This is a genomic window from Dyadobacter sp. CECT 9275 (genome assembly GCF_907164905.1).
GTDB lineage: Bacteria > Bacteroidota > Bacteroidia > Cytophagales > Spirosomataceae > Dyadobacter > Dyadobacter helix.
Map to the genome: position 1 here is coordinate 2,698,927 of NZ_CAJRAF010000002.1, position 25,065 is coordinate 2,723,991.

Sequence of the window (25,065 nt, forward strand, 5' to 3'; positions counted from 1 at the left end):
TATTTTACTGTTTACCTCCTTTACTGAATATAAATATAAAACGGCGAAAATGGAAGAAAATAAATTACGCAGCCGGGGCTGGTTCGGCAAATCAGGTAAGGACGGATTCATCTACCGGGCCTGGATGAAAAACCAGGGATATCCCTCAGATGAGTTTGACGGCAGACCCGTCATTGGTATATGTAATACCTTTTCGGAACTCACACCTTGTAACGGCCATTTCCGGGAGCTGGCGGCTTCTGTAAAACGCGGTGTATGGGAAGCTGGCGGCTTTCCGGTGGAGTTCCCGGTAATGTCACTCGGAGAGACCCTGATTAAACCCACCGCCATGTTGTACCGCAACCTGGCCAGCATGGATGTGGAAGAGTCCATCCGTGCCAATCCTATAGACGGTGTAGTATTACTTTGTGGATGTGATAAAACCACGCCATCCCTCGTAATGGGTGCGGCAAGCGTTAATATTCCAACGATCGTCGTTTCAGGCGGACCAATGCTGACAGGAAAGTACCGAGGAAAGAATATCGGAACAAGTGATATCTGGCGGTTCAGCGAAATGCACCGGAAGGGTGAAATTTCTCAGGAAGAATTATCGGATGCGGAAGCCTGTATGTGCCGGAGTAACGGCCATTGCGCCGTAATGGGTACAGCTTCCACCATGGCCTGCATGGTAGAATCGCTGGGATTAACTTTACCCGAAAATGCAGCAATACCAGCGGCGGATTCGAGGCGAAAAGTGATCGCGCATTTATCCGGACGCAGGATTGTCCAGATGGTCAAAGAAGATCTCCGTCTGTCCAAAATCCTGACCAAAGAGGCCTTCGAAAACGCAATAATGCTCAACGCAGCAATTGGCGGCTCAACCAACTTCGTCATTCACCTGCTGGCCATAGCAGGCCGCATAGGCGTGGATCTCTCACTGGATCATTTCAATCAACTCTGCGAAAAAATCCCGCTCCTGCTGAACCTGCAGCCATCGGGCGGATACTTCATGGAAGATTTCTACTATGCTGGCGGCCTCCCCGTTGTGATGAAGGAAATGCTGAGCCTGCTGCATGCCGACGCAATCACCGCCAATGGGAAAACCATCGGCGAAAATGCCAAAACAGCAGAATGCTTCGACCCGGAAGTAATAGCAACTCTGGCAGAACCTATAAAAGATCTGACCGGCCTGGCCGTTGTAAAGGGCAATTTGTGTATCAACGGAGCAGTTATCAAACCTTCGGCTTCCCTAAAACCTGAACTTATGCAGCACCGCGGCCGGGCCGTTGTGTTTGAAGATATTGACGACTACAAAGCCCGGCTGGATGATCCTGAGCTGGACGTGGACGAAGACTCCATTCTGGTACTTAAAAACGTAGGCCCCAAAGGTTATCCGGGCATGCCGGAAGTAGGAAATATGTCATTACCTAAGAAATTACTGGCCAAAGGTGTGATCGACATGGTGCGAATCTCGGACGGAAGAATGAGCGGAACCGGCTTTGGCACCGTGGTTCTTCATGTGTCTCCCGAAGCAGCCGTGGGCGGTAACCTGGCTCTGGTAAGAGACGGTGATATCATCGAACTTAATGTTGAGAAAAGAAGCCTTAACCTGGAAGTAACCGAAGAAGAGCTGGAACGACGCCGCGCCGAATATGTGCCGCTGGACCTTGGATATAACAGGGGCTATGTAAACCTGCACGTCAGACATGTAATGCAGGCACATCAGGGTGCTGATCTGGACTTTCTTCGGGGCGGATCGGGCGATAAAGTCACCCGGGATTCTCATTAACATTTATCACATATAACGGATTGGCATTGTTTTTTAACCGAACAATGTCAATCCGTTATACCAATATCCACTGATTACATCATTATGAATACCCCAATATTTAAAGACCAGGTTGCTATTGTAACCGGAGCGGGCCAGGGAATAGGATTTGAGATCGCACGGCAGTTGGCAATGAAAGGTGCCGGGGTGATACTCAACGATTTTGACAACGAACTGGCGCAGGAGGCTGCAAAAAAAATCCGGGAGGCCGATGGTAACTGTATTGCCTTCTCGGGCGATGCCTCTGACCCTGACATGATCAATGGTATGATAGAAGAGGCCGTTAAATGTTTCGGAAAGTTAACCATTGCGGTGGCCAATGCGGGTATCACTCTTTTTGGAGATTTCTTTGAATACCCTGTTGAAAACCTCAGAAAAGTACTGGACGTCAACATGATAGGCTCCTTTTTGCTTACCCAGGCTGCCAGCAGACAAATGCGTCTTCAAAACCAGGGAGGAAGAATACTGTTGATGTCATCAGTTGTGGGACATCAGGCGCATCAGTTTTTGGGTGCTTATGCCATGACAAAAGCGGGCCTGGAGATGCTGGCCAAAAATCTGGTCATTGAACTTTCGCCCTTTGGCATTACCATTAATACGGTTGCACCCGGTGCCACGCTTACGGAACGTACGCTGGCCGAAGATCCCACCTACCCCAAAACATGGGCCGCTATTACTCCCATGGGCAGGCCCGCGATCTGTGAGGATATTGCCAATGCTGCGTTATTTTTATTATCACCACTCTCGGGGCATATTACCGGACAAAGCCTGATTGTAGACGGAGGCTGGACTTCCGTAAGTCCTCTTCCCGACCTGAGTAATATGAATGTAAAATCTTAGGGATTGGCGAATCACTCAGTCCTCGGCAAATAGCCTGGCTTCCAGGTCGTCCAGGTTGCCGTCCTGGGTAATAAAAAGCTCCCTCGGTTTAGAGGAACTACCGGGCTTTACAGTCATAAAGTTCCGGTATTGTTCGTCCGTAATAATTTTGAACTGGAGAGCTCTTTTCAGTACCATCGGGAACGGTACCTTGAAAAAACCGGCTATATCAGAAGCCAGGAAGCCGGGTATCTTAGAAATATCGCTTCTGAAAAAACTTTCAACGTCATCGTAAGGGAGCAGGGCTTCAAACACCAGTTGCTCTGCCCTTCCGGCAAGAGAGTCTGCATTGGAATAAGAAGAGCTCAACCCGAGCGAAACCGTCAGCAGATGGATATGATAATTCCGTTCATTAATTTCGGAGGCCGCATTCACAAACACCCAGCCTTTCTGCTTGTAGATAGCGGAAAACCCTTTAAAATCGTCGGAAACGTGATGTAACTGTGCAATTTTAATTCCATCAGGGTAAGGCAGCTTATGCCCGATCTGATGGACAATATCCTGCGCGTAAGAGATATCGGCAACTTCGCCGGCAGGTTCAATGATCCAATCTCCATTGATCAACCCCTCAAACAAATCATCCGCCAATTTCTGACTTTCTACTTGCCCCAAATGTAATACAATTCGATTACCGCGGACTGAAAAATCGAGAGGAAGCTGATTCTTGGGTTGTTTTCTTGCCATGATATCGTGAGTTGTGATGCGAGAGCTCAAAGATACGTCCTTCTCCAAATCTCTACAAGACCGAAAATATTTTTTATCTCCACTTCAGTGTATTCAGTAACCGGACCATATCCTCCCGGACATATTCAATGACCGGCGCCAGCGAATCGTTTTTAATGGCTGTTGGAAAATAAATGGCTCCCCGAATGAAGTGCCTGGTACTATCGGTGGTATAAAACTGGTAAGGACTTGGAACATCTCCCTCTATCTTAAACAAAATGGCTGTCCTGCCCGACTTCGACAAAACCTTTTGCTCTTGAATGGACGATGCCCTGATCTGGTGTTTTCCCGCAAGCTTGTATGAATCGTTGATATACTCCTGTAAAAATCTCTGGTTGCCGTTCAAAGGCTTGTAGGTAAGCTGAATATTTGCCTGAAAGGCCGGGTAATGAATAAATATCCAGTCCCTTCCGGCAGACGCGAAGGTATCCGGCAATACCTGCGCATACCTTGACACTTCAAAATAATAGGGATGATTTTCCTTTAACGGTCTATACAAATGTACTGGCAGGTCAATCCGGTTATATCCTTTGGGTTTCGGAACATAGTTCCCCTCTTTAGTGCGCGAGCAGGAAATGAGAAAACAAAAAGAAAGAATGGGTAAAAAAGTACGTAAACAGAATTTCATGTCATCTCCTTCGGGTAATTCGCAAAACTAACGAAAACCAAATGATTTTATTGAACCCTGATTTTAATACATCAGCACCTGGGGCCCGCTTTTATAAATCTATTCCACCGTAACCGACTTGGCCAGATTTCTGGGCTGATCAACATTCCGCCCCCGCATCACCGCAACGTAATAGGATAACAGCTGCAACGGAATAACCGACAGCAGAGGAGTCAATATCTCATGGGTGGCGGGTACTTCGATCACAAAATCTACCATTGGCGGAATCAGCGTATCTCCTTCGGTAATAATAGCGATCACCCTTCCCTTCCGCGCTTTTACTTCTTGTATGTTGGATACGATCTTTTCATAGGAACTATCTTTTGTCGCAAGAAATACAACCGGCATATCCTCATCAATCAGGGCAATGGGGCCATGCTTCATCTCGGCAGCAGGGTATCCTTCCGCATGGATATAAGAAATTTCTTTCAGCTTAAGAGCGCCTTCCAGCGCCACAGGGAAATTCAGGCCTCGTCCCAGGTATATAAAATTACGGGCATAGGTAAAAATAAAAGCAATTTCCTTAATCCTTGTGGCATTTTCAAAAACCTGCGTCACTTTGGAAGGGATACATTCCAGCTCCGTCAGCAAATGACCATAAGTTTCCTCCTGGATGGCACCTTTACGCCTGGCTGTGGCAATGGCCATTAAGGTGAGAACCGTCACCTGAGCTGTAAATGCCTTGGTGCTGGCCACTCCTATCTCCGGTCCGGCGTGGGTATATGCACCAGCGTGTGTAGCTCGTGCAATGGAGGAACCTACTACATTGCATACACCAAAAATAATGGCACCTTTAGATTTGGCCAGCTCAATTGCCGCCAGCGTATCCGCGGTCTCACCCGACTGCGAAATGGCAATTACAATATCGTTTTCACCTATTACCGGATTACGGTAGCGAAATTCTGATGCATATTCCACTTCAACATTAATACGGGCCAGTTCCTCAAAAAGGTACTCCGCCACCAATCCTGCGTGCCAGGAGGTGCCGCAGGCTACAATCACGATCCGTTCCGTTTCTGCCAGTTTATCCAGGTAAGCTTCAAGCCCGCCCAGCTGCAAATGTGCATCCTCTGCTCTCAGCCGCCCCCGCATACTGTCCGCAATAGAACGGGGCTGTTCAAATATTTCCTTGATCATAAAATGATCATAACCTCCTTTTTCAATAGCCTCCAGTTCCATTTCCAGCTTCTGGATATACGGAACCGTTTCAAGATTGTCCAGATTCTGAATGGTCAGTTTCCCGTCACGTACCACAGCCACCTCGTAGTCATCCAGGTATACCACATCTTTAGTATACTCAATAATGGGCGTTGCATCGGATGCAAAGAAAAACTCATTCTCCCCGATACCAATCACCAGCGGACTCCCCTTTCGTGCAGCAATGAGCTGCGTGGGATTCTCAACAGACAACACCACTATGGCATACGCGCCCACAATCTCCTTTAAAGCGATGCGCACAGCGGCTTCCAGTGGCTCTCCTGTTTCCTTTTGAATATCTTCAATAAAGTGAATCAGTATCTCGGTATCGGTATCACTTTGAAATACATGCCCCTTATTCAGCAGATTTTGTTTCAGCGTGGCATAATTCTCAATAATTCCATTGTGGATAATGGCCAGTTTTTTACTGTTGGAATAATGCGGATGCGCGTTCCGGTCATTGGGTTCACCATGGGTTGCCCAACGGGTATGTCCGATACCAATATTTGCTTTCAATTCTTTCCCGGCCAAAATTCCTTCCAGATCGGATACCTTCCCTTTCTTCTTGTAAATATTCAATTCAGAATTCTCGATCAGCGCCACGCCGGAGCTGTCATACCCCCGATATTCCAAACGTTTCAGGCCCTTTATAATGAAAGGATAAGCCTGCCTGGTACCCACATAAGCTACAATTCCACACATAATCTTGGTTGAGTTTTATTAAAGTGTATGTATAATATGAATGCAAAGAAATAGGAATAAGTCGTTGATAACAAAGCAAAAAATCGGGCAGCCACTAAAAATTATCCAATTCCTTCACAGTGTTCGAGCACATTGGATTATTAAAAAAAATTAAAAAAATCAACTCCCTGTAAGAGGAGGCCAAGGGGGGCTCTAAAACAGCAATGGCGTCCACCCCGGAGGAATGAACGCCATTACAACAAGTCAGCTAGTATGATTAGCTCATCAGGTCGGTGTACAGATTGTAGTATGATTCAGAGAATTTTTCGTCCTGTTCATCCAGCTGTACTCTTTTAGGAGCTTCATTAAAAATCTGATTCAGGGAATCGCCACAGTTTTCCTCTGCTTTCAAGACCGCATCCGCATAGGCACATCCGATTTTAACAAATCCTTCAAAATCTGCAGAATGCAAATGAGCCAACGCCTCATCACTTACATCCATCGCTTTGGCCTTACTCTGAAGGTCTGCATCAAATTTAAAGTCAAAAGCATTATTATGAACGGTGAATACACTTTTCGTATCCTTGAACATCGGATCATTCCGATACGTTGTTTTCAAATAAAGCGGGATTAACGCAGTCATCCAGTCGTTACAATGCACTACGTCAGGCGCCCAGCCCAGTTTCTTTACCGTCTCCAGCACCCCTTTACAGAAGAAAATGGCTCGTTCATCATTGTCATCATAAAAATTATTCTCCTTATCAAAGAATACCGACTTACGATGAAAATAGTCGTCATTGTCTATAAAATAAACCTGCAATTTGGCGTTTGGGATAGAAGCCACCTTGATGATCAAAGGCTTTTCCTCGTCGCCAACGGTAATATTGATTCCTGAGAGTCTAACTACTTCATGAAGCCGGTTCTTGCGCTCATTAATAAGACCAAAACGAGGTACTAATATTCTGATTTCTGCTCCTCGTTCTTGCATCGCCTGGGGTAACTTTCTTACGTAATCGGCAACGTCTGTGGTTTGAAGAAAGGGATTGATTTCACTGGCTACATATAAAATTCGTAGTTTCTCCATTAGATCTTTAGCAGTTTGTGAAAAAAAGTTTTGCAAAATTATACAAAAAAAATCGCATTTTCAAAAGATATTCCAAACTAATTATGATATTGCGCACAGTTTGGAAAGCTATTGCCCAATAATTTCCTATCAACCGGCCCCAACCCGATTCCCGGCTTTTGGAATTGAATTACGATTAAGGCCCGGATATCAGTCAGTACCTTCATTTTATACGCATGGAAGTTTTTACTTCAGTTGTAAGTCTTCGCTCTTATCTACAGTCACAACGTGCTCTTCATCATTCGATTGGTCTGGTACCTACCATGGGCGCCTTACACGAAGGCCATGTATCCCTAATCCAAACTGCGGTTTCGGAAAATGACATCGTGGTATGCAGTATTTTTGTAAATCCGGTACAGTTCAATAACCCGGACGATCTGGCCAAATATCCCAGAACCGAGGAAGCCGACCTTAAAATACTGGAACAGGCGGGCTGTTCTGCCGCCTTCGTCCCGTCGGTCACTGAAATGTACCCCTCCACCCCAAAGACTACATTCAACTTTGGCCCTGTGGAAACCGTGATGGAAGGAAAATCGCGCCCGGGACACTTTAGCGGCGTTGGAATTGTTGTTGCCCGGCTATTTCATATTGCACAGCCTGATCATGCTTATTTTGGACAGAAAGACTTGCAGCAGGTCTCGGTCATCCGTCAGTTGGTCACCGATCTGGCGTTTCCTGTCCAACTGGTGGTGTGCCCTACAGTTAGGGAAACCGATGGCCTGGCAATGTCATCCCGCAACCGGAGGCTGAACGAAAAGCAACGCCACCTTGCCCCGAAAATTTACGAAGCATTAAATCGTGCAAAGGAACAATTGCAAGAAGGAATTTCAACTGAGGAGGTGAGCAGGAACGTGGCCGACTTCTTTGCAGGATTCCCCGATTTTCACCTCGATTACTTTGAGGTGTCTGACGCAGTATCTCTGCAAACCATCAAGACGGTTGACAAAAAAAATAAAACGGCGTTGTGTATCGCTATCTATCTGGGAGAAGTAAGGCTGATCGACAACGTCGTTTTTTAAAACTTCTGTAACGGACCTTTCGCCCGTTACAGAAATAATAGAATTAAAGCTTCCAGTCTCCGCGGTACTTGCGTTTCACAAACTGATTGGCCTCTTCAAAATTGGTGATCTTCATATTTTTCCCATCCCATAACAGTTGTTTACGTCCGGGATAGCTGAATCCTTTTCCGTCTGAATTGGCAGTCCGGTAAGTATAACTGCGTATAGCGAGGTTACCCATGATAACGGTTTCGGTAAGCGGGCCGGAGTAATCAAAGGAAGAGGTCAGCGCCTTGTGTTCTTTGCTTCCAAAGCCCGCTTTACAAGCATCTGTCCAGGCTACCTGATGCCCGAATTCTGGCATTGAAGTGTACTTGGTTTTATACGCATCTTTGGGCATTTCCAGTTTTTCACCGCTTTTGAGGTACACCTTCGGATCCTTGCCATAAGTAGCACAGGTCATTACCCCTTTGTCGCCAATGAGCATGGCGCCATTGCTGCTGTCTGGCTCACCCAGCGCATCATTTGCAGGAATAAGATCCGGGTGAAAAGGCCTCAAGCCTCCGTCATGCCAGGTCATCTTTATTTCAGATTTATTTACCTTCGACGCCGGGAATTTGATTTCCACGCGGGAAGATGGCGGACAACCCTCGGGAATATATTCAGGTGTCCAGTCTTTCAAAAATACCGAGCCGATACTGCATTCTACCGCAGTAGGATATCCCAGTTCGAGAACACGGAAAGGAGAGTCGATCAGGTGGCAACCCATATCTCCAAGTGCACCTGTCCCAAAATTCCACCAGCCGTGCCATTTAAACGGATGATATGCCGGTGTATAATCCACCCATTCCGCAGGTCCTACATACAGATCCCAGTCCAGATAATCCGGTACCGCTACTTTATTAGTCGGAACTGGAATTCCCTGTGGCCATACCGGGCGGTTGGTCCATACTTCTACCTGCCTTACAGTACCGATAAGTCCCTTTTTAAACCATTCGATCATCTGCTGCTGGCCGGGGTTGGAAGCTCCCTGGTTGCCCATTTGAGAAACCCTTTTATATTGTCGCGCTGCTTCGGTCAGCGTCCTTGCTTCATGGATATTATGCGTCATCGGTTTTTGCACATACACATCCTTCCCCGCTCTCATAGCAGCCATCGCAATAACCGCGTGGGTATGGTCCGGTGTCGAAATGGTTACAGCATCAATGTCCTTGTCCATTTCTTCCAGCATCTTCCTGAAATCCTTGTACTTCTTAGCAGTCGGGAATTTATCAAAGCACCTTTTTCCAAGGTTCCAGTCTACATCGCAAAGTGCCACTACATTTTCTGCACCATTATTCCAGGCATTGCTGATATCCGAAAAACCTTTGCCGCCAATCCCAACACCGGCGATATTCAACTTATCACTCGGTGCACGAAACCCTTTTCCCAGTACATGGCGGGGTACTATGAAAAAACTGCCAAGGGCAGCGGCAGAGCTCTTTTGCAAAAAATCGCGACGGGTAACATCTTGTGGCTTGTTGTCTGTACTCATTTGGATTTTAAATTAATATTAAACTGAATGATCCTTTCCTAAAAGCATTTGACGCGTGAATCATACTTTACTCTGCCCTGCAGGACGATTTTTAACCAAAATTATTGTAATAAACACAAAGGGAACCGGATGAATAGAACCAATGTTTTGAAGGGAGATGATTATTACTGTAACTTTGAGAGAAATAATCTAACCCAATTTATTCTCAACACGTATCACTGAGTAATGCAAATAACACTCATGAAGTCTAAGATTCACCGGGTTAAGGTGACTCAGGCCGAGCTCAACTACGTTGGAAGCATCACCATTGATGAAGACCTGATGGATGCAGCCGGGCTAATTGAAAACGAGCAAGTCCATATTGTTAACAATAATAATGGAGAACGCTTTGTCACCTACGTCATTAAAGGCGAACGCGGCACGGGTATGATATGCCTGAACGGTGCCGCAGCCCGACGGGTGCAGATAGGTGATATCATTATTATCATTGCCTATGGAACCATGTCTCAGGAAGAAGCGAAGTCATTTAAACCTATGGTTGTTTTCCCCGACCATAACAACCGCCTGGTATAGCTCATTTACTGCCGTCCAAAAGCGAGATTCATTAAGTCCATGAAAAGTATACTCCGTTACATTATTTCTCTGGGCCTAGCAGGAGGCCTTATCTGGTTTGTTTTTAAGGATATTAATTTATCCGACATGCTTGCGAGGTTCGTACAGGCCGACTGGCGGTGGATCGCCCTCTCCTGTTTGTTTCTGCTCGGTGCACATGTTACCCGTGCCTGGCGCTGGGGGATGTTAATGGAGCCGCTTGGGTATAGCCCAAAATTGTTCGACAGCTCCATTTCAGTACTTACCGGATACTTTGCCAATTACATTGTTCCCCGAATGGGAGAGGTTACCAGATGCGGCACACTGTATCGGCTGGAGAAGGTACCCGTTAACCTCAGTTTCGGAACGGTAGTGGCGGAACGGATTTTTGATGTGCTGATCCTGCTGATACTGATCGGCCTCAACTTCATTCTGGAGTTCGACAGACTCAGTACTTTTTTTACTGATTTCTTTCAAAGCAAAATAGGTAACAGCGAAGGGAGCGGAGCGTTGCTGCTGATCTTGGCGGGCGTTTTTATTGCTGGTATCATCGCCCTTGTCTTTTTGTTCAGAAACAAATCTTTTCAGGAAAAACTGATGCAAAATAAGCTGATGGCTAAAATCATTGAATTTGCCAAAGGCATGCTGGAGGGGCTCCTCAGCATCAGAAAACTTAAAAACCCCGGGCTCTTTATCCTGAGCACCGTTCTGATATGGATTTTGTATTACCTGGTATCTTATGTGCTTTTCTTTTGTATTCCCGAAACGGCAGGGCTTGGGCCACTGGCTGGACTTACTCTCCTGGTGGTTGGCGCTATTGGTATGACTGCCCCGACACAAGGAGGCATTGGCGCATATCATCTGCTGGTGGGAAATGTCATGATACTGTACGGCTTATCTCAACAGGACGGTATTACCCTTGCAACATTCATCCATGGCGCACAAATGCTTTTCATGCTGGTGATCGGAGCGCTTGCGTTTTTATATGTGCTGGTGCGGGGCACAAAGCAGCCTGAAAAGGCCCCTCAACTGGCCTGAACATCCTGATAATTTTCGACCTTATCCATCTATAAGTATAGTCTAAGGAAGGATCATTGAAGTATTATATAACAGATTGATTTTTTCCTTTAATCCTATTAAATACACAATGAGCAATCCTACAGAAAGTAAGATTTTAAAACTTGAAGAGGCTATTGAAACCGTGGCAGCATGGCAAAGTGCTGGACAGAAAGTGGTTTTCACCAACGGCTGCTTCGATATCGTTCACCTGGGCCATATCGATTACCTTGAAAAAGCAAGGGCTTTGGGAGACCGCATGATCCTTGGCCTGAACACGGATTCTTCGGTAAGCAGGCTGAAAGGGCCTTTGAGACCTGTCGTGAACGAATACGCAAGGGCACGCCTGATGTCTGCATTATCTTTTATTGATGCTGTCATTTTGTTCGACGAACCCACGCCAAGTCAGTTGATTGAAGCCGTAAAACCTGACATTTTGGTAAAAGGTGACGATTATACAGTTGAAAATATAGCTGGTGCAGATTTTGTATTGTCTCGTGGAGGAGAGGTGAAAACAATAGCACTTGTAAAGGGTTATTCAACATCCGCTCTGATAGAAAAGATCAAACAAGGCTATTGATTCAGTGCAGCATTTTGAATATGCACCTGATATCCCTACCTTGAAGATCGGAACGGTTAACAATTACATTAAACTAAAAATCTGAATTATGGGCGGTGCGTATTTAATAATGTTCGTCATCATGGGCGTCAGCATGTATGTGCAATGGCGTCTAAAAAGCAAGTTTGAAGAATACTCTCAGGTGGGCCTTAGCAACGGAATGAGCGGCAAGGAAATTGCCGAAGCCATGCTTCGTGCCAATAATATTTTTGATGTTCGGGTTCTGTCTGTAGAGGGACGTCTCACGGATCATTACAATCCTCAGGATAAAACGGTGAATCTGAGTTCTGACGTGTATTACGGCCGGAGTGTTGCGGCCGCGGCAGTAGCTGCACACGAATGCGGGCACGCTGTACAACACGCAACGGCTTATGCATGGTTGGGCTTCCGCTCGCAGATGGTACCGTTCCTGAGCGTTGCTTCCAGATACATGCAGTGGATTATCCTGGCGGGTGTGCTTTTGATCAACACCACGGCCATCCCGCTGACGATCGGTGTCGCCTTATTTGCGGTTACTACGTTGTTCAGTTTTATAACTTTGCCTGTTGAATATGACGCCAGCAACCGGGCACTTGCCTGGATACAGAAAAACAGGGTTGTAAACGAAAGGGAATATATCATGTCCGCTGATGCACTTAAATGGGCAGCAAGGACCTACCTGGTAGCAGCCATTGGTTCTCTGGCAACCTTACTCTATTATGTAAGTTTGCTTTTGGGAAGAAGAGATTAAGTGTATATTGAGTTTCTTAACAAGAAAGGCCGGGAATCCGGCCTTTCTTGTTATTTCTTCCGCTGATTCCAGTACACCACAACATTTTTTGTAGCTCTTCCTGAGGCGATCACGTCCAGATCACCATCTCCATCCAGATCCGCCGCGGTTACATCCTCGCAAGCCATTTTGATGGAATCGTCGAGAACATACTCTTGCCATTTTTTACCCTCATTGTCTTTCCCGACAAATATCCTCACTCCCGTTTCTCCGGACACGTTCGGGTTACGCCAGCCCATCACAATCTGGTCACGCCCCAAACCGAAAAAATCCGCACATACGAGCGCATGCCCTTCCTTTATATTTTCTGTCAGTACCGTCCGGTTGTCTTTGGAATAAACCACCAGCGAACTACCGTGCATGGGCTCAATGGTCGCTGTAAAAAGTTGGTTATTGCTAAGCTTACCCGTCCTGATTTCGCCTATCCCCTTGCCAGATACCATCCAGTTGCCGGATGCAGCCCAGCCATCGGCTCCGTTCAGAAACACTTGCGCACCTTCCTTTCCTCCCACAGTAAGCCCCACAAAACTCCCTGATACTTCCATAGGCTGGAAATTGTGTGTAAGATGCATTCCGGTCTCAATAAGATCATACCCCCATATACCGTCTCTTTTTTCAGGTACATCAAAAACAATCATTTTCACACCAGCTCCTTCCCCTGCTGCATTTCCCTCCCCGTGTAATGGAAGTACCACCAGCTGAAACTGCCCATCCACCGTTTTGAGCCAGTGCATCCTGTGTATTGTCACCTCATGATGCAGACGAACCGGCTGCCATGGCTGCGTCCTGTCCTGCGGCGCAATCAGAAAAAAAACAGCACCCGATTGTTTAGCACTTTTGGTTTCGGCCGGGTTCCACTGCGCACCAACGGCCACTTCAACTTTCCCGTCCCCGTCAATATCCCGGGCTGCTATACAGACATTATCCCTTTCCGTCAGCTCTTTTGCAAGTACATATCTTACCCACTTTTCTTTACTCTTCCCGGGATTGCGGTACCATACAATTTCTGTTTTATCCGCCAGAAGGATATCTGTTTTCCCATCACCATCCACATCCCCGGTGGTTACACCATATCCTATAGCGATCTGATCATCAATCACCTCTCCCTTGAATGTTGCGGTTTGAGCAAAACAGGCGGTACTGAATAACAGTGGGAACAAAACGCGTAAATTCCTTTTTTTCATCCGAAGTAAATTATCTTCAACCCCCTGCCCATACTGGTTCGTACGACAGGCATCCTGAAAATTAAAGTCTATTTTTTCACAATATACTTCAAAACGATTACCAAACGCATTTCAAAATATAGATTTTTGTTTGCCTTTGCCTCGCTTTACCTACTTTTGTAAATTAAAGAGAACCAAGTTGCTATTCATGAAAACTATCCCCCTTCATCAGGTTCACGTGAACCTCGGAGCGAAAATTGTTCCGTTTGCTGGCTTTGAAATGCCTGTCAGATATTCTTCCGACCTGGAGGAGCACCATGCCGTCAGAAATAACGTGGGTGTTTTTGATGTCTCACACATGGGTGAGTTCAGAGTTAAAGGGCCTGGTTCACTGGATCTTATTCAGAAAGTATCAGCCAATGACGCTTCCGTTCTGTACGACGGAAAAGTGCAGTACAGCTATCTGCCTAATGCGACCGGCGGAGTGGTAGACGACCTGCTGGTCTATCGTATCAAGGAGGATGACTATTTTCTGGTGGTTAATGCCTCGAATATCGACAAGGACTGGAACTGGATTCAAAGCCATAACACAGAAGGGGTCGATATGACCAATGTTTCTAATGATACTTGTCTGTTTGCGGTTCAGGGACCCAAGGCAGCAGAGGTACTGCAAAAGCTGACGACCGTCGACCTTGCTGCGATGGAATACTATACTTTCACGATTGATGAGTTTGCTGGGGTAAAGGACATTATCATTTCCGCCACGGGATACACCGGCTCAGGAGGATTCGAAATATATGTACCTAATGCTCAGGCAGAACACATCTGGAAAGCCATTTTTGAAGCCGGGGCGGAATTTGGCATACAGCCTATTGGCCTTGGCGCAAGGGATACCCTACGCCTTGAAAAAGGTTTTTGCCTATACGGGAATGATATTGACGACAATACTTCTCCCCTGGAAGCAGGCCTGGGATGGGTTACAAAATTCACCAAAGATTTCATAAACTCCCAAAATCTTAAAATGCAAAAGGAAGCCGGCCTGACACGCAAACTGGTGGGTTTTGAAATGGTTGACCGGGGTATTCCACGCGGACATTATGAGCTTTGCGATGAGGCCGGGAATAAAATTGGCGAAGTCACTTCCGGAACGCAGTCACCCACGCTTCAGAAAGGTATCGGCATGGGATATGTACCGTCGGCGTACGCGAAAGCCGGAACTGAGATATTCGTAAAGGTGAGGGACAAATTGCTCAGGGCACAGGTTGCAAAACTGCCGCTGGTAAAATAATCCCCTCTGTAAATCTTTTCTGAATATTCAAAAAATACCTGATGAAACAACTTGATGTCTGTTTAACCCCTGATTTACTTCATCTTCACAACCTTAATAATTCAATTGTAGTTGTTGCCGATATTTTCCGTGCTACCTCCTGTATGGTAACAGGTTTAGCCTATGGTATCAAAAGTATCACCCCTGTTGCCACCATTGAAGAGTGCCGCTTTTTGCAGGATAAAGGATTTATCGCCGCCGCCGAGAGAGACGCTAAGAAAGAAGAAGGCTTCGACCTTGACAATTCACCTTTCAGTTACATGGACGAAAGGTTAATTGGAGCAGAAATTGCAATGACAACTACCAACGGTACGTTATCTATCTCCAAAGCAAAGGCTTCCGCAGTAAAGGTGATGGTTGGTTCGTTTTTGAATCTTGGGGCACTGGCCAATTATCTCCGTTCCGAACCCTATGATATTACCGTTTTGTGTGCCGGATGGAAAGGGCGCCCTAATCTGGAGGATACATTATTTGCAGGTGCCCTCGCGGAAGCACTCAAAGAGCAGTTTATGCTTCTGGAAGATGGAACACTGATGGCTCAGCGTTTGTACCTTCAGAGTAAAGACAACCTGCTGGCGAGCGTTTCAAATTCTTCCCACGTCAGGAGGTTGCAGCGGCTTGGCATCCAGAAAGATATATCCTATTGCTTACAAACAGACCTTTACGATATCGTACCCATACTCAGAGGAACCACGCTGGTTGCGATGCATTAAGATTGATCAAAAAAACAATATCAACCGTTTATCTGCTTCATGTTAAAATCCAGACTTGTTGTTTTCGTTCTGTTCATGCTTACGGTGCAAATCTCCTTTGCCCAAAGAGCAAGAGTTGTACCAAAAGCAAAAAAGGAAGCACCAAAGCCGGTGCCTAAGGCCGACCCTCCTAAAACCGAAACCCCTAAACCGGTGGAAACAGAAATTGTTACTGAACAACAGGCAGAGGACCGTCTTCCAAAAGAGGAGAAAATCAAAGCGGACACCATGCATGCCTTTAGGATCATTGGAGAAGACATATCTTATTTATCGGTATGTCCGGGTACTGTAATCTCAATACCCTTTACTACGGTTGGCCCTTTTGACGAGGACAATAACTTCAGTGCCCAACTGATAGATGCAAGCGGGAGAGCTATTTCCATTTCCCAGCCAACCAAAAAAAGTCCTATCAAAGCAGTCATTCCATCTTATAAAATTGGCGGGGAGGTATACCGCATCCAGATCGTGAGTACCGTCCCGATCATTAAAAGCCAAGAATTACCGATACGGTTATTGCAGGCGCCAACGGCCAGCATAGAGGTGATTGACGGCACCCACACTGTCAGGATCATGCCGGGGCAGGAAGCGCAGCTTAGGGTATCCCTGGGAGGCGCCGCTCCATGGTCCTTCCGTTTGTCGGACAGCACCGTTGTGCAGCAGACATTGTCCAACCCGCATTATCTTACGGTCAAACCGGCTCACGTGAAAGCATATAGAATCCAGGGGGTTTCCAATGCCTGCGGAAGCGGAACCGTGGCAGGTGAGGCAATTGTAAATGTGGATGATAATCCCGAACCCAAGCTGGAATTAAAGGATACTGAAAAAATAGTAAAGGTTTGCAGCGGCATACCTTTTCAGGTTCCGTTCAGCGCAACAGGAAAGTTTAAGGAAGGGAACCGCTTCACGGTCCAGATCGCCGACCGCACCGGTGCTTTTAAAGCCATTTCAGTTCCGGACTCTTCGGGGTATATCACCACCCAGATACCAGATACCTACAAGCCGGGCGAATACCGCATCCGGGTCATTGCTTCGGCGCCCTATCTGGTCAGTAAAACAGCAAATATCAGTATCGTCGCTCCTACCGTTGCCACCTTATTGAAAGATTCACTTCATCTGGACGAAAATCAGACGGGCGAATTAACCGTGAAATTTGACGGAGGTGGTCCCTGGTTCGTACTTTTATCTGACGGTACCTACGAGAATAATATTATGGAGTCGCCGTATAAAGTGAAAATAAAACCACTTTATAATACCGATTATTCCATCAGTTCGGCCGGCGGACTTTGTGGTGTGGGTAAGTTCTCGGGTAAGGCCAAAGTCTCTGTAAAAAGCCCGCCTGTAACAATTACAATGGACCGGCTGCCTCAGAACATGGCCTGTACAGGCTCCACCATTGAGATCCCGTATAAAACTTCGGGGAGGTTCAATGCAGGCAATAAATTTGTGGTACAGATAACGGACAAGACCGGCCGATTTGTTGACCTGCCCACTACTGTAACTCCGACCAACCTGCAGGTTACACTTACAGGAGTGGCACAGTCGGACACCATTAAAACACAGCGTATCCGAATCATATCCTCATCTCCGGCCGTTTCCAGTGCGGTGGAAGATATTGATATCATAGCACCTGATAAAGCAATCGGGGAGGTTTCCGGAAAAGGTGTTATCACGGCAGGTCGTTCCACAAGAATTCAGCTTAAATTCAAGAACGGAATGCCTCCCTGGTCATTTACCCTTTCTGATGGCAGCTCCATCAGCGGGACGTTCCTGAATCCTTACCTGATATCCGTTTCACCTACTGAAACTACGGAGTTTAAGATCACATCTTTAAAAAGCGGCTGTGGTACGGGCACAGGAAAGGGATCAGCCATTATTACCGTTGAGAAGTAATGGTTAGTAACTGAATAATTGCCTTCTATTATGGCATTGAAATGCTATCCCGGATACTATGCGTGCAGGAAAGATTATATTATTGGTAGTCGTGAGCCAGCTCTGCTTGGCGCAAGGTATTCCGGTGGACGACTGGCAAACGCATTTTAGTTACAAGTCGGCGAGGGAAATCTGCATCACTCAAAAAAAAATTTTCTGTTCCAGTTATAATGGTCTTTTCAGTACCGACTTAAAGGGTGATCAGTACCGGCTCATATCCAAATCCGATGGCCTGCACGACACAGGTATCAGCAGTATGGCCTATAATGAAGCGGGCAATCTGGTTCTGCTGGCTTATCGGAGCGGCCAGTTGGATATCCTGTTTTTGGATAAAGATAATGAAATAGAAGGGGTCGAGGCCTGGCCCGTATTGATGCAGGCAAGCGGTCTTCCGGCTGAGAAAAAGATCAACCAGATCGTTTTTAAAAACAACCTGACATATCTCTCAACCAACTTTGGCATTGTAGTGCTGGATCTGCCGCTCCGGCAAGTAAAGGAATCCTATCGGTACATTGGTACGGCCGGTATAGAAATAGCTGTAAGTGGTATCACCTTCAGCAGCGACTCCCTGTATGCCTGCTCCTCACAAGGGCTGCTGGTTAGCTCTTTGTCGCCTTCTGTGAACAGACAATATTTTGCGAACTGGCATACCGTCAATACGCCTGACAGGCCGGTGGCTATTGGTTTTTATAAAAATCAGCTTTATGCAGGATTCAAAAATAAAGGAATAGCATCTTTTCAAAGCGGCAGTTGGAAAGAAGTATATCAATCCAGCAGTACTTCCTATTCCTTCTCCACGGACCAGGACCGGCTGATCTGTAGCACCGACAGGCAGTTGGTCACCATTTCTGACCAGATTTCTGTTTTCAATTCCTCCCTTTTCAACCAGATGTCCAGGGCAGGACAATCCGCTACGGGGAATCTATGGGTTGCGGATCAACAGGCGGGTTTGCTGGGAAATGTAAATAATGAATTTGAAATTTTCTCCCCTCCTACCGGTGATACCACCATTGTTAACCGGGCGGATTCAGTCATTACAGACCTCAATGGAAATACATGGACCCGCCTTCCGGTCTACCTGGGTGGTGGTATTCAGGTGAAAGCTCCTGGCGGCAACCAGCAAAGGATCTTATCTACGGCCACGGGCGCAGGAACGTTGCCTAGTTCAAAAATCAACAGCCTTGCGCTGGACAAGGACGGGCTCGTCTGGTTTGCCAGTGACCGGGGAGCAGGTTATTTAATTGCCGATAACATCCTGAATGCATCCCGTGTAGACGCAGTTTTACCAATTTACGGTCAGCGAAAATTGCTTTCGAACGAAATTTGTACGTCCGTCATCAGTGACCCAGGCAACCGCAAATGGATAGGGACAAAAAGTGGATTGTACCTCTTTAATCCCGATGGTACCGAACTGATTCGCCCGTTCCGTGCCGCGGATAGCCCATTACCTGCCAACGAGATCAAAGCTTTGAGTTTCGAAGGAAGTACGGGTATTTTATTCATTGAAACCACCTCTGGAATGGTTTCCTACCGGACCGGGGCGGGAAATCCGTCAGCAGACCTCGCGCAGGTTACTATTTTTCCAAATCCGGTACGCCCAGGCTATTCGGGACAGGTGGGAATCACCGGGCTGACGGACGATGCAACCGTTAAAATAACCGGATTATCGGGGAGGCTGGTATTTGAGACCAGATCCTTAGGCGGCACAGCCACATGGAATCTGAAAGACTATACCGGACACCGCGCCCGTACCGGTATCTACCTGGTCCTGATCGTTTCTGAAGATGGGAATGAGAAACTTGCAGGAAAATTGGCTATTATTGAATGATCAATGAAGTACCATAGCAGGTACAACAAACGCTTAAAGGCAGAATGGCAGACAAGAAAGAACCTTATGTTATTGGTATTACCGGAGGAAGCGCATCGGGTAAAACCTATTTTATGGAATGTCTTATCCATGCGTTTTCGGAGCAAGATATCTGCCGGGTATCTCAGGATAACTATTATCACCCCATCCATTTAATCCCCAAGGATGCCAACGGAAAAGAAAATTTTGACCTGCCCGAAACGATTGACCATCAACTTTTTGCTGAGCATCTCACCATGCTGCGCAAGGGCCTCCAGGTAAAACAGCCTGAATACATGTTCAACAAACATACGTTCCCGCAGAGGATACTCGTTTTTGACCCCAGGCCGGTTATTATTGTAGAAGGCCTCTTTCTGTTTTCCTTCCCGGAAATTGCACAACAGATTGATCTGAAGGTATTTGTGGATGCCAAGGAACATGTAAAAATCAAGAGGAGAATCATCAGAGACAACAATGAAAGAGGCTACGACCTGAACGATGTGCTCTATATGTGGGAACACCACGTAGCCCCTTCCTATGATAAATTCATCCAGCCCTTACGCTCTGAGGCCGATATCATCATCAACAATAATTCAGGATTTGACGTTGGCCTGGAAGTGCTTACCGGATTTTTATTAAAAAAACTGGAAGAAAGAAGGTAAGCCAATAATAATAAGCCATGGCTGGAAGTTGTATACAATGTTAAATAACCGATTATTGACCACCAATTGATACCAGAACGACAATAGCTATTATATTTATCCCCTCAGATTCGATTTATTACAAATTCATCCTATACAGACAAAGTGAAACAACCTATACACGCCAAATCAAGTTCACCGGCACTGAAGCTGTTAATGCTCGGCATCCTGCTTACATTTTTCCAATCCTGCGAAAATTCTAAAACCGAGCCTTTGGATACGTATGCCTACTATCCGTTAGAGATCGGGCGCTACCAGATTTATGAGGTGCAGGAAACGGTATATTCATCCGGCCAGAAGGATCCGGTGGTAACGACCTGGCAGGAAAAGGATGAGGTGGACCGGATAGCAAGTTCCGGTGATAATGTTACCACCTACGTTGTAACAAGGTACAAACGAAATTCAGCAGATAGTTACTGGCTGAAGTTCAAAGAGTACACTGTAACCAAATCGCCGGACAAGATACTTACCAGCATAGACAATCAGACAGTATTTTCTCTTGCTTTTCCAGCAGACAGTAAAGTGAAGTGGAACGGAAACCTTTATAATGATGGAGATGCCCGCAACTACACCTATCAGAACATAGGCAAACCTCTTCAGCTAGGCGATCTTCGATACAATCATACCCTGACAGTCCTCGAAAGAAAGGATACCTCTATTATTGACCGTTACGTTGGTATAAAAACGTATGCGCTGGCAACCGGCCTTATCCTGGACGAACAGACCGCATTCCAGTACTGCCAGGATGACGACTGCATTGGCATGGATATCATTGAGTCGGGGACATACAGAGTTAAAAAAATTCTGGAAACGGGAATTGCGGAATAGTACAATTCATGTCCGTTAAAGATCAGCAAATTGCTTATCGCATTGTCTGCTAACCAGTTTTATTCATTTTTTGACATTACTTTAAATTAAATATTTGCAATTAAAAATTATATTACTAATTTTACCCAGGATACTAAAACAACACATTTCAACATGAAAACGATGAACACGCACTCTACACAAGGGAGAAAAAACTACCGCAAGCCGGTATTGAAAAAAATTGGCACTGTTGCAAAATTGACACGAGAAGAAAAGGGAAGTACTGGCAGTGACGCGCCTGATGGTGGCTTTGCCTATCTTGGACCAGTTCTTTCATAGATGCCACTTCATTAAATGCATCTTGAAGGATATTTCAATTTTACAAAAAGTGGTTTATCTGAAAATTCTCACAACTTAAATTACCGATACAAAGACGACTCTCTTTTGTTAACTGTGAGTCGCTTTGAGTTAAGATGTACTTATTTCGATCATGAGTACATGTCAGTATTTTTTTTAAGAACAAAGAATCAGATAACAGAGAAAGTAAATTTAAAAACGCTAAAAGCTTCTGGGGAAAAGCCTGTGCTACTACCGGAAGCCTTTAGCGTTATAGCGTTTCATAAAGAACTTTCTTCCCATGCTCAACCAGTGTGCGTTATATGGCTGGATGAGGATAATAATGCTATCTATATCGCACGGGATACTTTCGGACTTATTCCTCTCTATTTTCTTAGATCCTCAGCTAACCTTATTGCTTTTTCTACAAATATTGGATCCCTCCTTAGGCATAGGGATATATCCTGTAACGGGAAGATTAATTATTCCAGGATTAACAAATATCTTCAATTAAGTGACGCCAATAGTGCTTACAACTCAGAAACCTGTTTTTCTGACATAAGTGCCGTACTGCCGTCGCACTTTGCCTGTATCACAGAAAATGATACAAAACTTCAACCTTATGTTGAATACAGTCCTGAAAAATACGAAGGATTCGGAAGTATAGAGGATTTTGGGAAGGTCTTCCGAGAATTACTTTTAAATTCCGTTGGAAGATCCGTTCAAGATCTATCAGTGATGGGTGCCCAACTTAGCGGAGGACTTGATTCGTCTTCTATCATTTCTTGTGTAAGATTTTTGAAGCCTGAGAGTAAACTTTATACCTTCCATTTCAAGACAAATACCAGTTGGAGTGACGAAGACCAATATGCACAGCAGGTAGCTGATTTTATCAGGTCTGATCACCTTATAATTAGCCCCAGTTATACCTTCATTGATAAAATAATAAAAAATATTACCTTCAATGCCCAACCTTTATATTCCTTAGGTGCCATTGGATTAAATATAGACTCTATAAAAAGTGCATTTGACCATGGGTGCGACGCTTTATTCACAGGATACGATGGAGATAGCGTAGTTGGTTATGGTAGAAAAGAATATTTCACACAACTTTTTGAGAAAAAAGAGTGGAATTTATTGGATACGGAAATGAGTAGCTTAGCGCTAAGAAATCATCATTCTATTTCTAACCCGGGCTGGGATACCATGGAGCACTCCAGAAAGAAGTTCTTACTGATCAGGTATCAATTTTATGAAGAACTAAAAAAATCTGCGGGCAAGTTTTCATTTAGAGAATCTCTTGACCTGCTTTATTATGCATTTAAAAATTTTGGGATCCCCCCTGCTTATCTCATTAAGAAGATAGGTAAGGACCTAATTACAAAATTAAAATCTAAAGGTAGCGTTCCATATTCATTTCACCGCAAATCCTTTATTGAAGAAGCTCATAATAACCATCCGAAAAGCACTAATTTTAGAGATACCCTTAAAGGGAAAAATTTGATTTATCATGAAAATATTATGGTAAATCAAAATATAAGAATATTGGAAGATTTTTTTTGCATGAGCCAACAACAAAAATTAAGTGTTAGGCATCCCTTCTTCGATAAAGATCTGTATGAGCTTAACCTGGCTGTACCAGCGGGAATAAAATTTGGCCAAGGATTTGAACGTGGACAGCATAGAGAAGCTATGAAAGGGATTTTGCCTGAGGCTGTACGCACCCGAACTACAAAAGGCTTTGGGAACCAATATGTCCTGAAGGCTGCACGCATTTTATTTAATCAATCGCAGGATTTCTTGCAAGAATCCGGAGAGGTCTGGCAGTTTATAGATCGAAAAGAATTTCTCAAAGGAATAAAATTAATGGAATCTGACGGTGGAGATAGCTTTACATATCATACGCTAGTATTTAACGTAACCCGAACCATATATCTGGCGATTTGGCTTGACATGTATAAACGTAATGCCTTTCTCACCAAAATTTAGGTCTTATCATCTCTTATGCCGAGCAATATATCTGCATGGTTAAATAACGACTACAATCCTCTGGATGGTAGATTAAGATTTTTATTTTACTTACTTCTCTTGCTCGTTGGTTATAAGGAACTTCTTATTCAAATACCGGAAGAGCTTTATCAATGCCCTCAAGAACTATATCAGCCCGACGGATTATTTGCCCTGATTTTTGGAAATATGCATTCCGTATCCTTCATGCATGGGTTGCTGATATATCTTAAATATCCCTTTTTAATTTTCTGGATATTTTCAATTATAGGCCTGGGAGGGAGACTATCTTTATTTTGTACTGCTGCTTGCCTATTTATTTTCTGGGGTGCTCATAGTGCCAGTAGCGGAAGTGGTCATTTTTGGCACGTCCCACTACTGATTTTTATAATACTAGCTTTCACATTAAAACACGACCATTACTCAATTGACTTCTTTCTTAGTAGATGGATAAACGGGTATCCGTTTAAAGGCTCAGGGACAGACCTCTCTCCCTTTGGCCGTAAGCTTATCTTAATTGTATTAGTTCACTCCCTGTTCTCCGCAGGTATTTCTAAATTAAGCTTGGGAGGATTGACATGGGTGAATGGTCATACTTTACACTATTATCTGGAAAACCTTAATTTGCCGAGATACTATATAGGCCCAATCTTGCTTAAATTCCTACTTACTAATTTCTGGCTTGTCACAATTATATCAGTCCTTACTATCCTCTTTGAGCTAACTTCCCCAGTAATTTTATTTTTTCCCCAATTCCGTGTCCTTTTTGTAATTCTGGCTCTTTTCTTTCACACATCCATTTTACTATTAATGCCTCCGCGTTTTATTTCACAAATGATATGTTATCTATTGATTATCAATTGGGAGGATTTTTTTTCCGTCTGGAAAAAAAAACAAAGCCATCTCGTAAAAACACTCTTATTAGAACTTCCATCAGGAAGTGCCAGGATTCCACTTACTGCTTATCAAAAAATCACAAATGCAACTGCAGCATTAGTCCTCATAATATTACTTGTTAGCGCCACCATTTTCAAGTTCGAATATTTCCCGCTTACCAATTATCCCATGTATTCAAGTACTATGAATGAGGGCAAATTGAGCGGTATTCCGTTATCAGAATTTAACAGCTACGAAGGCTTAAAAAGGCTTGCAATCTACTGCTCCGATAGACCAATGCCTGACCTAATTCCGCATTATATAAGTAGAAATAAAAAATGTTTTGTTATCAAGGTAAACAGACATACGCTAAAAAAATCAAACTATACTAATACCATCCTCAACGCTATTCCAACCTCCACACTATGGTATACCCGGCTAAGCCGTGCACTACTGACTGATTTAAGAAGTTCACCATTAAATTTAAGTGATTCTATCAAAGAAGATGCCTTCCCAAACTCTCAAAGACTGCTTAATGCGGTAGTTAAGAAATCTCTTCAATCAAAAGACCCAGAAACAATTAACTGTGATTTCTTTCTGGTCTACTCTTTCTCTGAAGAGAAACAAGCTATTCTTGCAAAATACATTGGGCGTTAGGTCTCAATAAAAGCCTTAAG

At 44.8% G+C, this 25,065-nt stretch carries 22 protein-coding genes; 16 read left to right on the forward strand and 6 right to left on the reverse strand.

The annotated features are described in order from the left end of the window. Positions 1–49 precede the first annotated feature (49 nt). A complete protein-coding gene (locus KOE27_RS18865) occupies positions 50–1,768 on the forward strand; it encodes an IlvD/Edd family dehydratase (protein ID WP_215240364.1) in 1,719 nt (572 codons plus the stop codon). Between the two features lie 84 nt (positions 1,769–1,852). Then, positions 1,853–2,647, forward strand: a complete 795-nt coding sequence (locus KOE27_RS18870) for an SDR family NAD(P)-dependent oxidoreductase (RefSeq protein ID WP_215240365.1) — start codon at positions 1,853–1,855, stop codon at positions 2,645–2,647. A gap of 15 nt (positions 2,648–2,662) precedes the next feature. Here the strand turns inward: KOE27_RS18870 and KOE27_RS18875 are convergent, their stop codons facing one another. The 4 genes from KOE27_RS18875 to KOE27_RS18890 form a co-directional block, all read right to left on the reverse strand. Then, positions 2,663–3,370: a hypothetical protein gene (locus KOE27_RS18875; RefSeq protein ID WP_215240366.1), complete on the reverse strand. Its 708-nt coding sequence runs from the start codon at positions 3,368–3,370 to the stop codon at positions 2,663–2,665. 73 nt (positions 3,371–3,443) lie between these two features. Beyond that, complete coding sequence (gene gldD / locus KOE27_RS18880; RefSeq protein ID WP_215240367.1) at positions 3,444–4,037, reverse strand: gliding motility lipoprotein GldD; 594 nt, start codon at positions 4,035–4,037, stop codon at positions 3,444–3,446. Between the two features lie 99 nt (positions 4,038–4,136). After that, positions 4,137–5,975 carry a glutamine--fructose-6-phosphate transaminase (isomerizing) gene (glmS, locus tag KOE27_RS18885; protein WP_215240368.1) on the reverse strand — a complete coding sequence of 613 codons (1,839 nt, stop codon included), beginning with the start codon at positions 5,973–5,975 and terminating at the stop codon, positions 4,137–4,139. A 256-nt stretch (positions 5,976–6,231) separates the two neighbouring features. After that, a complete protein-coding gene (locus KOE27_RS18890) occupies positions 6,232–7,038 on the reverse strand; it encodes a glycogen/starch synthase (protein ID WP_215240369.1) in 807 nt (268 codons plus the stop codon). Positions 7,039–7,253: 215 nt separating this feature from the next. Here KOE27_RS18890 and panC point away from each other — a divergent pair, with 215 nt between their 5' ends. Then, complete coding sequence (gene panC / locus KOE27_RS18895; RefSeq protein ID WP_215240370.1) at positions 7,254–8,096, forward strand: pantoate--beta-alanine ligase; 843 nt, start codon at positions 7,254–7,256, stop codon at positions 8,094–8,096. Positions 8,097–8,139: 43 nt separating this feature from the next. Here the strand turns inward: panC and KOE27_RS18900 are convergent, their stop codons facing one another. After that, a complete protein-coding gene (locus KOE27_RS18900; RefSeq protein ID WP_215240371.1) occupies positions 8,140–9,609 on the reverse strand; it encodes a Gfo/Idh/MocA family protein in 1,470 nt (489 codons plus the stop codon). 225 nt (positions 9,610–9,834) lie between these two features. Between KOE27_RS18900 and panD the strand changes: the two genes are divergently transcribed. The 4 genes from panD (at position 9,835) to KOE27_RS18920 (ending at position 12,605) form a co-directional block, all read left to right on the forward strand. After that, on the forward strand, positions 9,835–10,182 hold the full coding sequence (panD, locus tag KOE27_RS18905) for an aspartate 1-decarboxylase (protein ID WP_215240372.1): 348 nt from the start codon (positions 9,835–9,837) through the stop codon (positions 10,180–10,182). Between the two features lie 39 nt (positions 10,183–10,221). After that, on the forward strand, positions 10,222–11,238 hold the full coding sequence (locus tag KOE27_RS18910; RefSeq protein WP_215240373.1) for a lysylphosphatidylglycerol synthase transmembrane domain-containing protein: 1,017 nt from the start codon (positions 10,222–10,224) through the stop codon (positions 11,236–11,238). 109 nt (positions 11,239–11,347) lie between these two features. Then, positions 11,348–11,836, forward strand: coding sequence for a D-glycero-beta-D-manno-heptose 1-phosphate adenylyltransferase (rfaE2, locus tag KOE27_RS18915; RefSeq protein ID WP_215240374.1), 489 nt, complete (start codon positions 11,348–11,350; stop codon positions 11,834–11,836). 109 nt (positions 11,837–11,945) lie between these two features. After that, positions 11,946–12,605 (forward strand): zinc metallopeptidase, encoded by a 660-nt coding sequence (locus tag KOE27_RS18920; RefSeq protein WP_229252834.1) that lies wholly within the window; start codon positions 11,946–11,948, stop codon positions 12,603–12,605. 50 nt (positions 12,606–12,655) lie between these two features. Here the strand turns inward: KOE27_RS18920 and KOE27_RS18925 are convergent, their stop codons facing one another. Next, the gene (locus KOE27_RS18925) at positions 12,656–13,828 is read right to left on the reverse strand and encodes an FG-GAP repeat domain-containing protein (RefSeq protein ID WP_215240376.1); all 1,173 of its coding nucleotides are present in this window, start codon (positions 13,826–13,828) and stop codon (positions 12,656–12,658) included. 187 nt (positions 13,829–14,015) lie between these two features. On the opposite strand from KOE27_RS18925, the gene gcvT reads away from it, so the two are divergent. The 9 genes from gcvT (at position 14,016) to KOE27_RS18970 (ending at position 25,045) form a co-directional block, all read left to right on the forward strand. After that, the gene (gcvT, locus tag KOE27_RS18930) at positions 14,016–15,095 is read left to right on the forward strand and encodes a glycine cleavage system aminomethyltransferase GcvT (RefSeq protein ID WP_215240377.1); all 1,080 of its coding nucleotides are present in this window, start codon (positions 14,016–14,018) and stop codon (positions 15,093–15,095) included. A gap of 41 nt (positions 15,096–15,136) precedes the next feature. Then, positions 15,137–15,847: a 2-phosphosulfolactate phosphatase gene (locus tag KOE27_RS18935; RefSeq protein ID WP_215240378.1), complete on the forward strand. Its 711-nt coding sequence runs from the start codon at positions 15,137–15,139 to the stop codon at positions 15,845–15,847. Between the two features lie 39 nt (positions 15,848–15,886). Further along, a complete protein-coding gene (locus tag KOE27_RS18940; RefSeq protein ID WP_215240379.1) occupies positions 15,887–17,776 on the forward strand; it encodes a hypothetical protein in 1,890 nt (629 codons plus the stop codon). 58 nt (positions 17,777–17,834) lie between these two features. After that, entirely contained in the window at positions 17,835–19,643 is a 1,809-nt protein-coding gene (locus KOE27_RS18945) for a PorZ beta-propeller-like domain-containing protein (protein ID WP_215240380.1), read from the forward strand. Between the two features lie 44 nt (positions 19,644–19,687). Continuing rightward, positions 19,688–20,323: a uridine kinase gene (udk, locus tag KOE27_RS18950; protein ID WP_215240381.1), complete on the forward strand. Its 636-nt coding sequence runs from the start codon at positions 19,688–19,690 to the stop codon at positions 20,321–20,323. A gap of 144 nt (positions 20,324–20,467) precedes the next feature. After that, positions 20,468–21,190, forward strand: a complete 723-nt coding sequence (locus KOE27_RS18955) for a hypothetical protein (protein WP_215240382.1) — start codon at positions 20,468–20,470, stop codon at positions 21,188–21,190. A gap of 153 nt (positions 21,191–21,343) precedes the next feature. Continuing rightward, the gene (locus KOE27_RS18960) at positions 21,344–21,508 is read left to right on the forward strand and encodes a lasso RiPP family leader peptide-containing protein (protein ID WP_215240383.1); all 165 of its coding nucleotides are present in this window, start codon (positions 21,344–21,346) and stop codon (positions 21,506–21,508) included. Positions 21,509–21,523: 15 nt separating this feature from the next. Next, a complete protein-coding gene (locus KOE27_RS18965) occupies positions 21,524–23,494 on the forward strand; it encodes an asparagine synthase-related protein (protein WP_215240384.1) in 1,971 nt (656 codons plus the stop codon). A 15-nt stretch (positions 23,495–23,509) separates the two neighbouring features. Further along, positions 23,510–25,045, forward strand: a complete 1,536-nt coding sequence (locus KOE27_RS18970; RefSeq protein WP_215240385.1) for a hypothetical protein — start codon at positions 23,510–23,512, stop codon at positions 25,043–25,045. The last annotated feature ends 20 nt before the right edge of the window (positions 25,046–25,065 follow it).

Excerpts from the sequence above, each read along its gene's own strand:
- udk (WP_215240381.1), top strand. The coding sequence starts at position 19,688 with ATGGCAGACAAGAAAGAACCTTATGTTATTGGTATTACCGGAGGAAGC.
- gldD (WP_215240367.1), bottom strand. The coding sequence starts at position 4,037 with ATGAAATTCTGTTTACGTACTTTTTTACCCATTCTTTCTTTTTGTTTT.
- gcvT (WP_215240377.1), top strand. The coding sequence starts at position 14,016 with ATGAAAACTATCCCCCTTCATCAGGTTCACGTGAACCTCGGAGCGAAA.
- KOE27_RS18865 (WP_215240364.1), top strand. The coding sequence starts at position 50 with ATGGAAGAAAATAAATTACGCAGCCGGGGCTGGTTCGGCAAATCAGGT.
- KOE27_RS18970 (WP_215240385.1), top strand. The coding sequence starts at position 23,510 with ATGCCGAGCAATATATCTGCATGGTTAAATAACGACTACAATCCTCTG.
- KOE27_RS18940 (WP_215240379.1), top strand. The coding sequence starts at position 15,887 with ATGTTAAAATCCAGACTTGTTGTTTTCGTTCTGTTCATGCTTACGGTG.
- KOE27_RS18900 (WP_215240371.1), bottom strand. The coding sequence starts at position 9,609 with ATGAGTACAGACAACAAGCCACAAGATGTTACCCGTCGCGATTTTTTG.
- glmS (WP_215240368.1), bottom strand. The coding sequence starts at position 5,975 with ATGTGTGGAATTGTAGCTTATGTGGGTACCAGGCAGGCTTATCCTTTC.
- KOE27_RS18870 (WP_215240365.1), top strand. The coding sequence starts at position 1,853 with ATGAATACCCCAATATTTAAAGACCAGGTTGCTATTGTAACCGGAGCG.
- KOE27_RS18960 (WP_215240383.1), top strand. The coding sequence starts at position 21,344 with ATGAAAACGATGAACACGCACTCTACACAAGGGAGAAAAAACTACCGC.
- KOE27_RS18925 (WP_215240376.1), bottom strand. The coding sequence starts at position 13,828 with ATGAAAAAAAGGAATTTACGCGTTTTGTTCCCACTGTTATTCAGTACC.
- KOE27_RS18890 (WP_215240369.1), bottom strand. The coding sequence starts at position 7,038 with ATGGAGAAACTACGAATTTTATATGTAGCCAGTGAAATCAATCCCTTT.
- KOE27_RS18920 (WP_229252834.1), top strand. The coding sequence starts at position 11,946 with ATGTTCGTCATCATGGGCGTCAGCATGTATGTGCAATGGCGTCTAAAA.
- rfaE2 (WP_215240374.1), top strand. The coding sequence starts at position 11,348 with ATGAGCAATCCTACAGAAAGTAAGATTTTAAAACTTGAAGAGGCTATT.
- KOE27_RS18945 (WP_215240380.1), top strand. The coding sequence starts at position 17,835 with ATGCGTGCAGGAAAGATTATATTATTGGTAGTCGTGAGCCAGCTCTGC.
- KOE27_RS18935 (WP_215240378.1), top strand. The coding sequence starts at position 15,137 with ATGAAACAACTTGATGTCTGTTTAACCCCTGATTTACTTCATCTTCAC.
- KOE27_RS18875 (WP_215240366.1), bottom strand. The coding sequence starts at position 3,370 with ATGGCAAGAAAACAACCCAAGAATCAGCTTCCTCTCGATTTTTCAGTC.
- panC (WP_215240370.1), top strand. The coding sequence starts at position 7,254 with ATGGAAGTTTTTACTTCAGTTGTAAGTCTTCGCTCTTATCTACAGTCA.
- panD (WP_215240372.1), top strand. The coding sequence starts at position 9,835 with ATGCAAATAACACTCATGAAGTCTAAGATTCACCGGGTTAAGGTGACT.
- KOE27_RS18965 (WP_215240384.1), top strand. The coding sequence starts at position 21,524 with ATGCATCTTGAAGGATATTTCAATTTTACAAAAAGTGGTTTATCTGAA.
- KOE27_RS18910 (WP_215240373.1), top strand. The coding sequence starts at position 10,222 with ATGAAAAGTATACTCCGTTACATTATTTCTCTGGGCCTAGCAGGAGGC.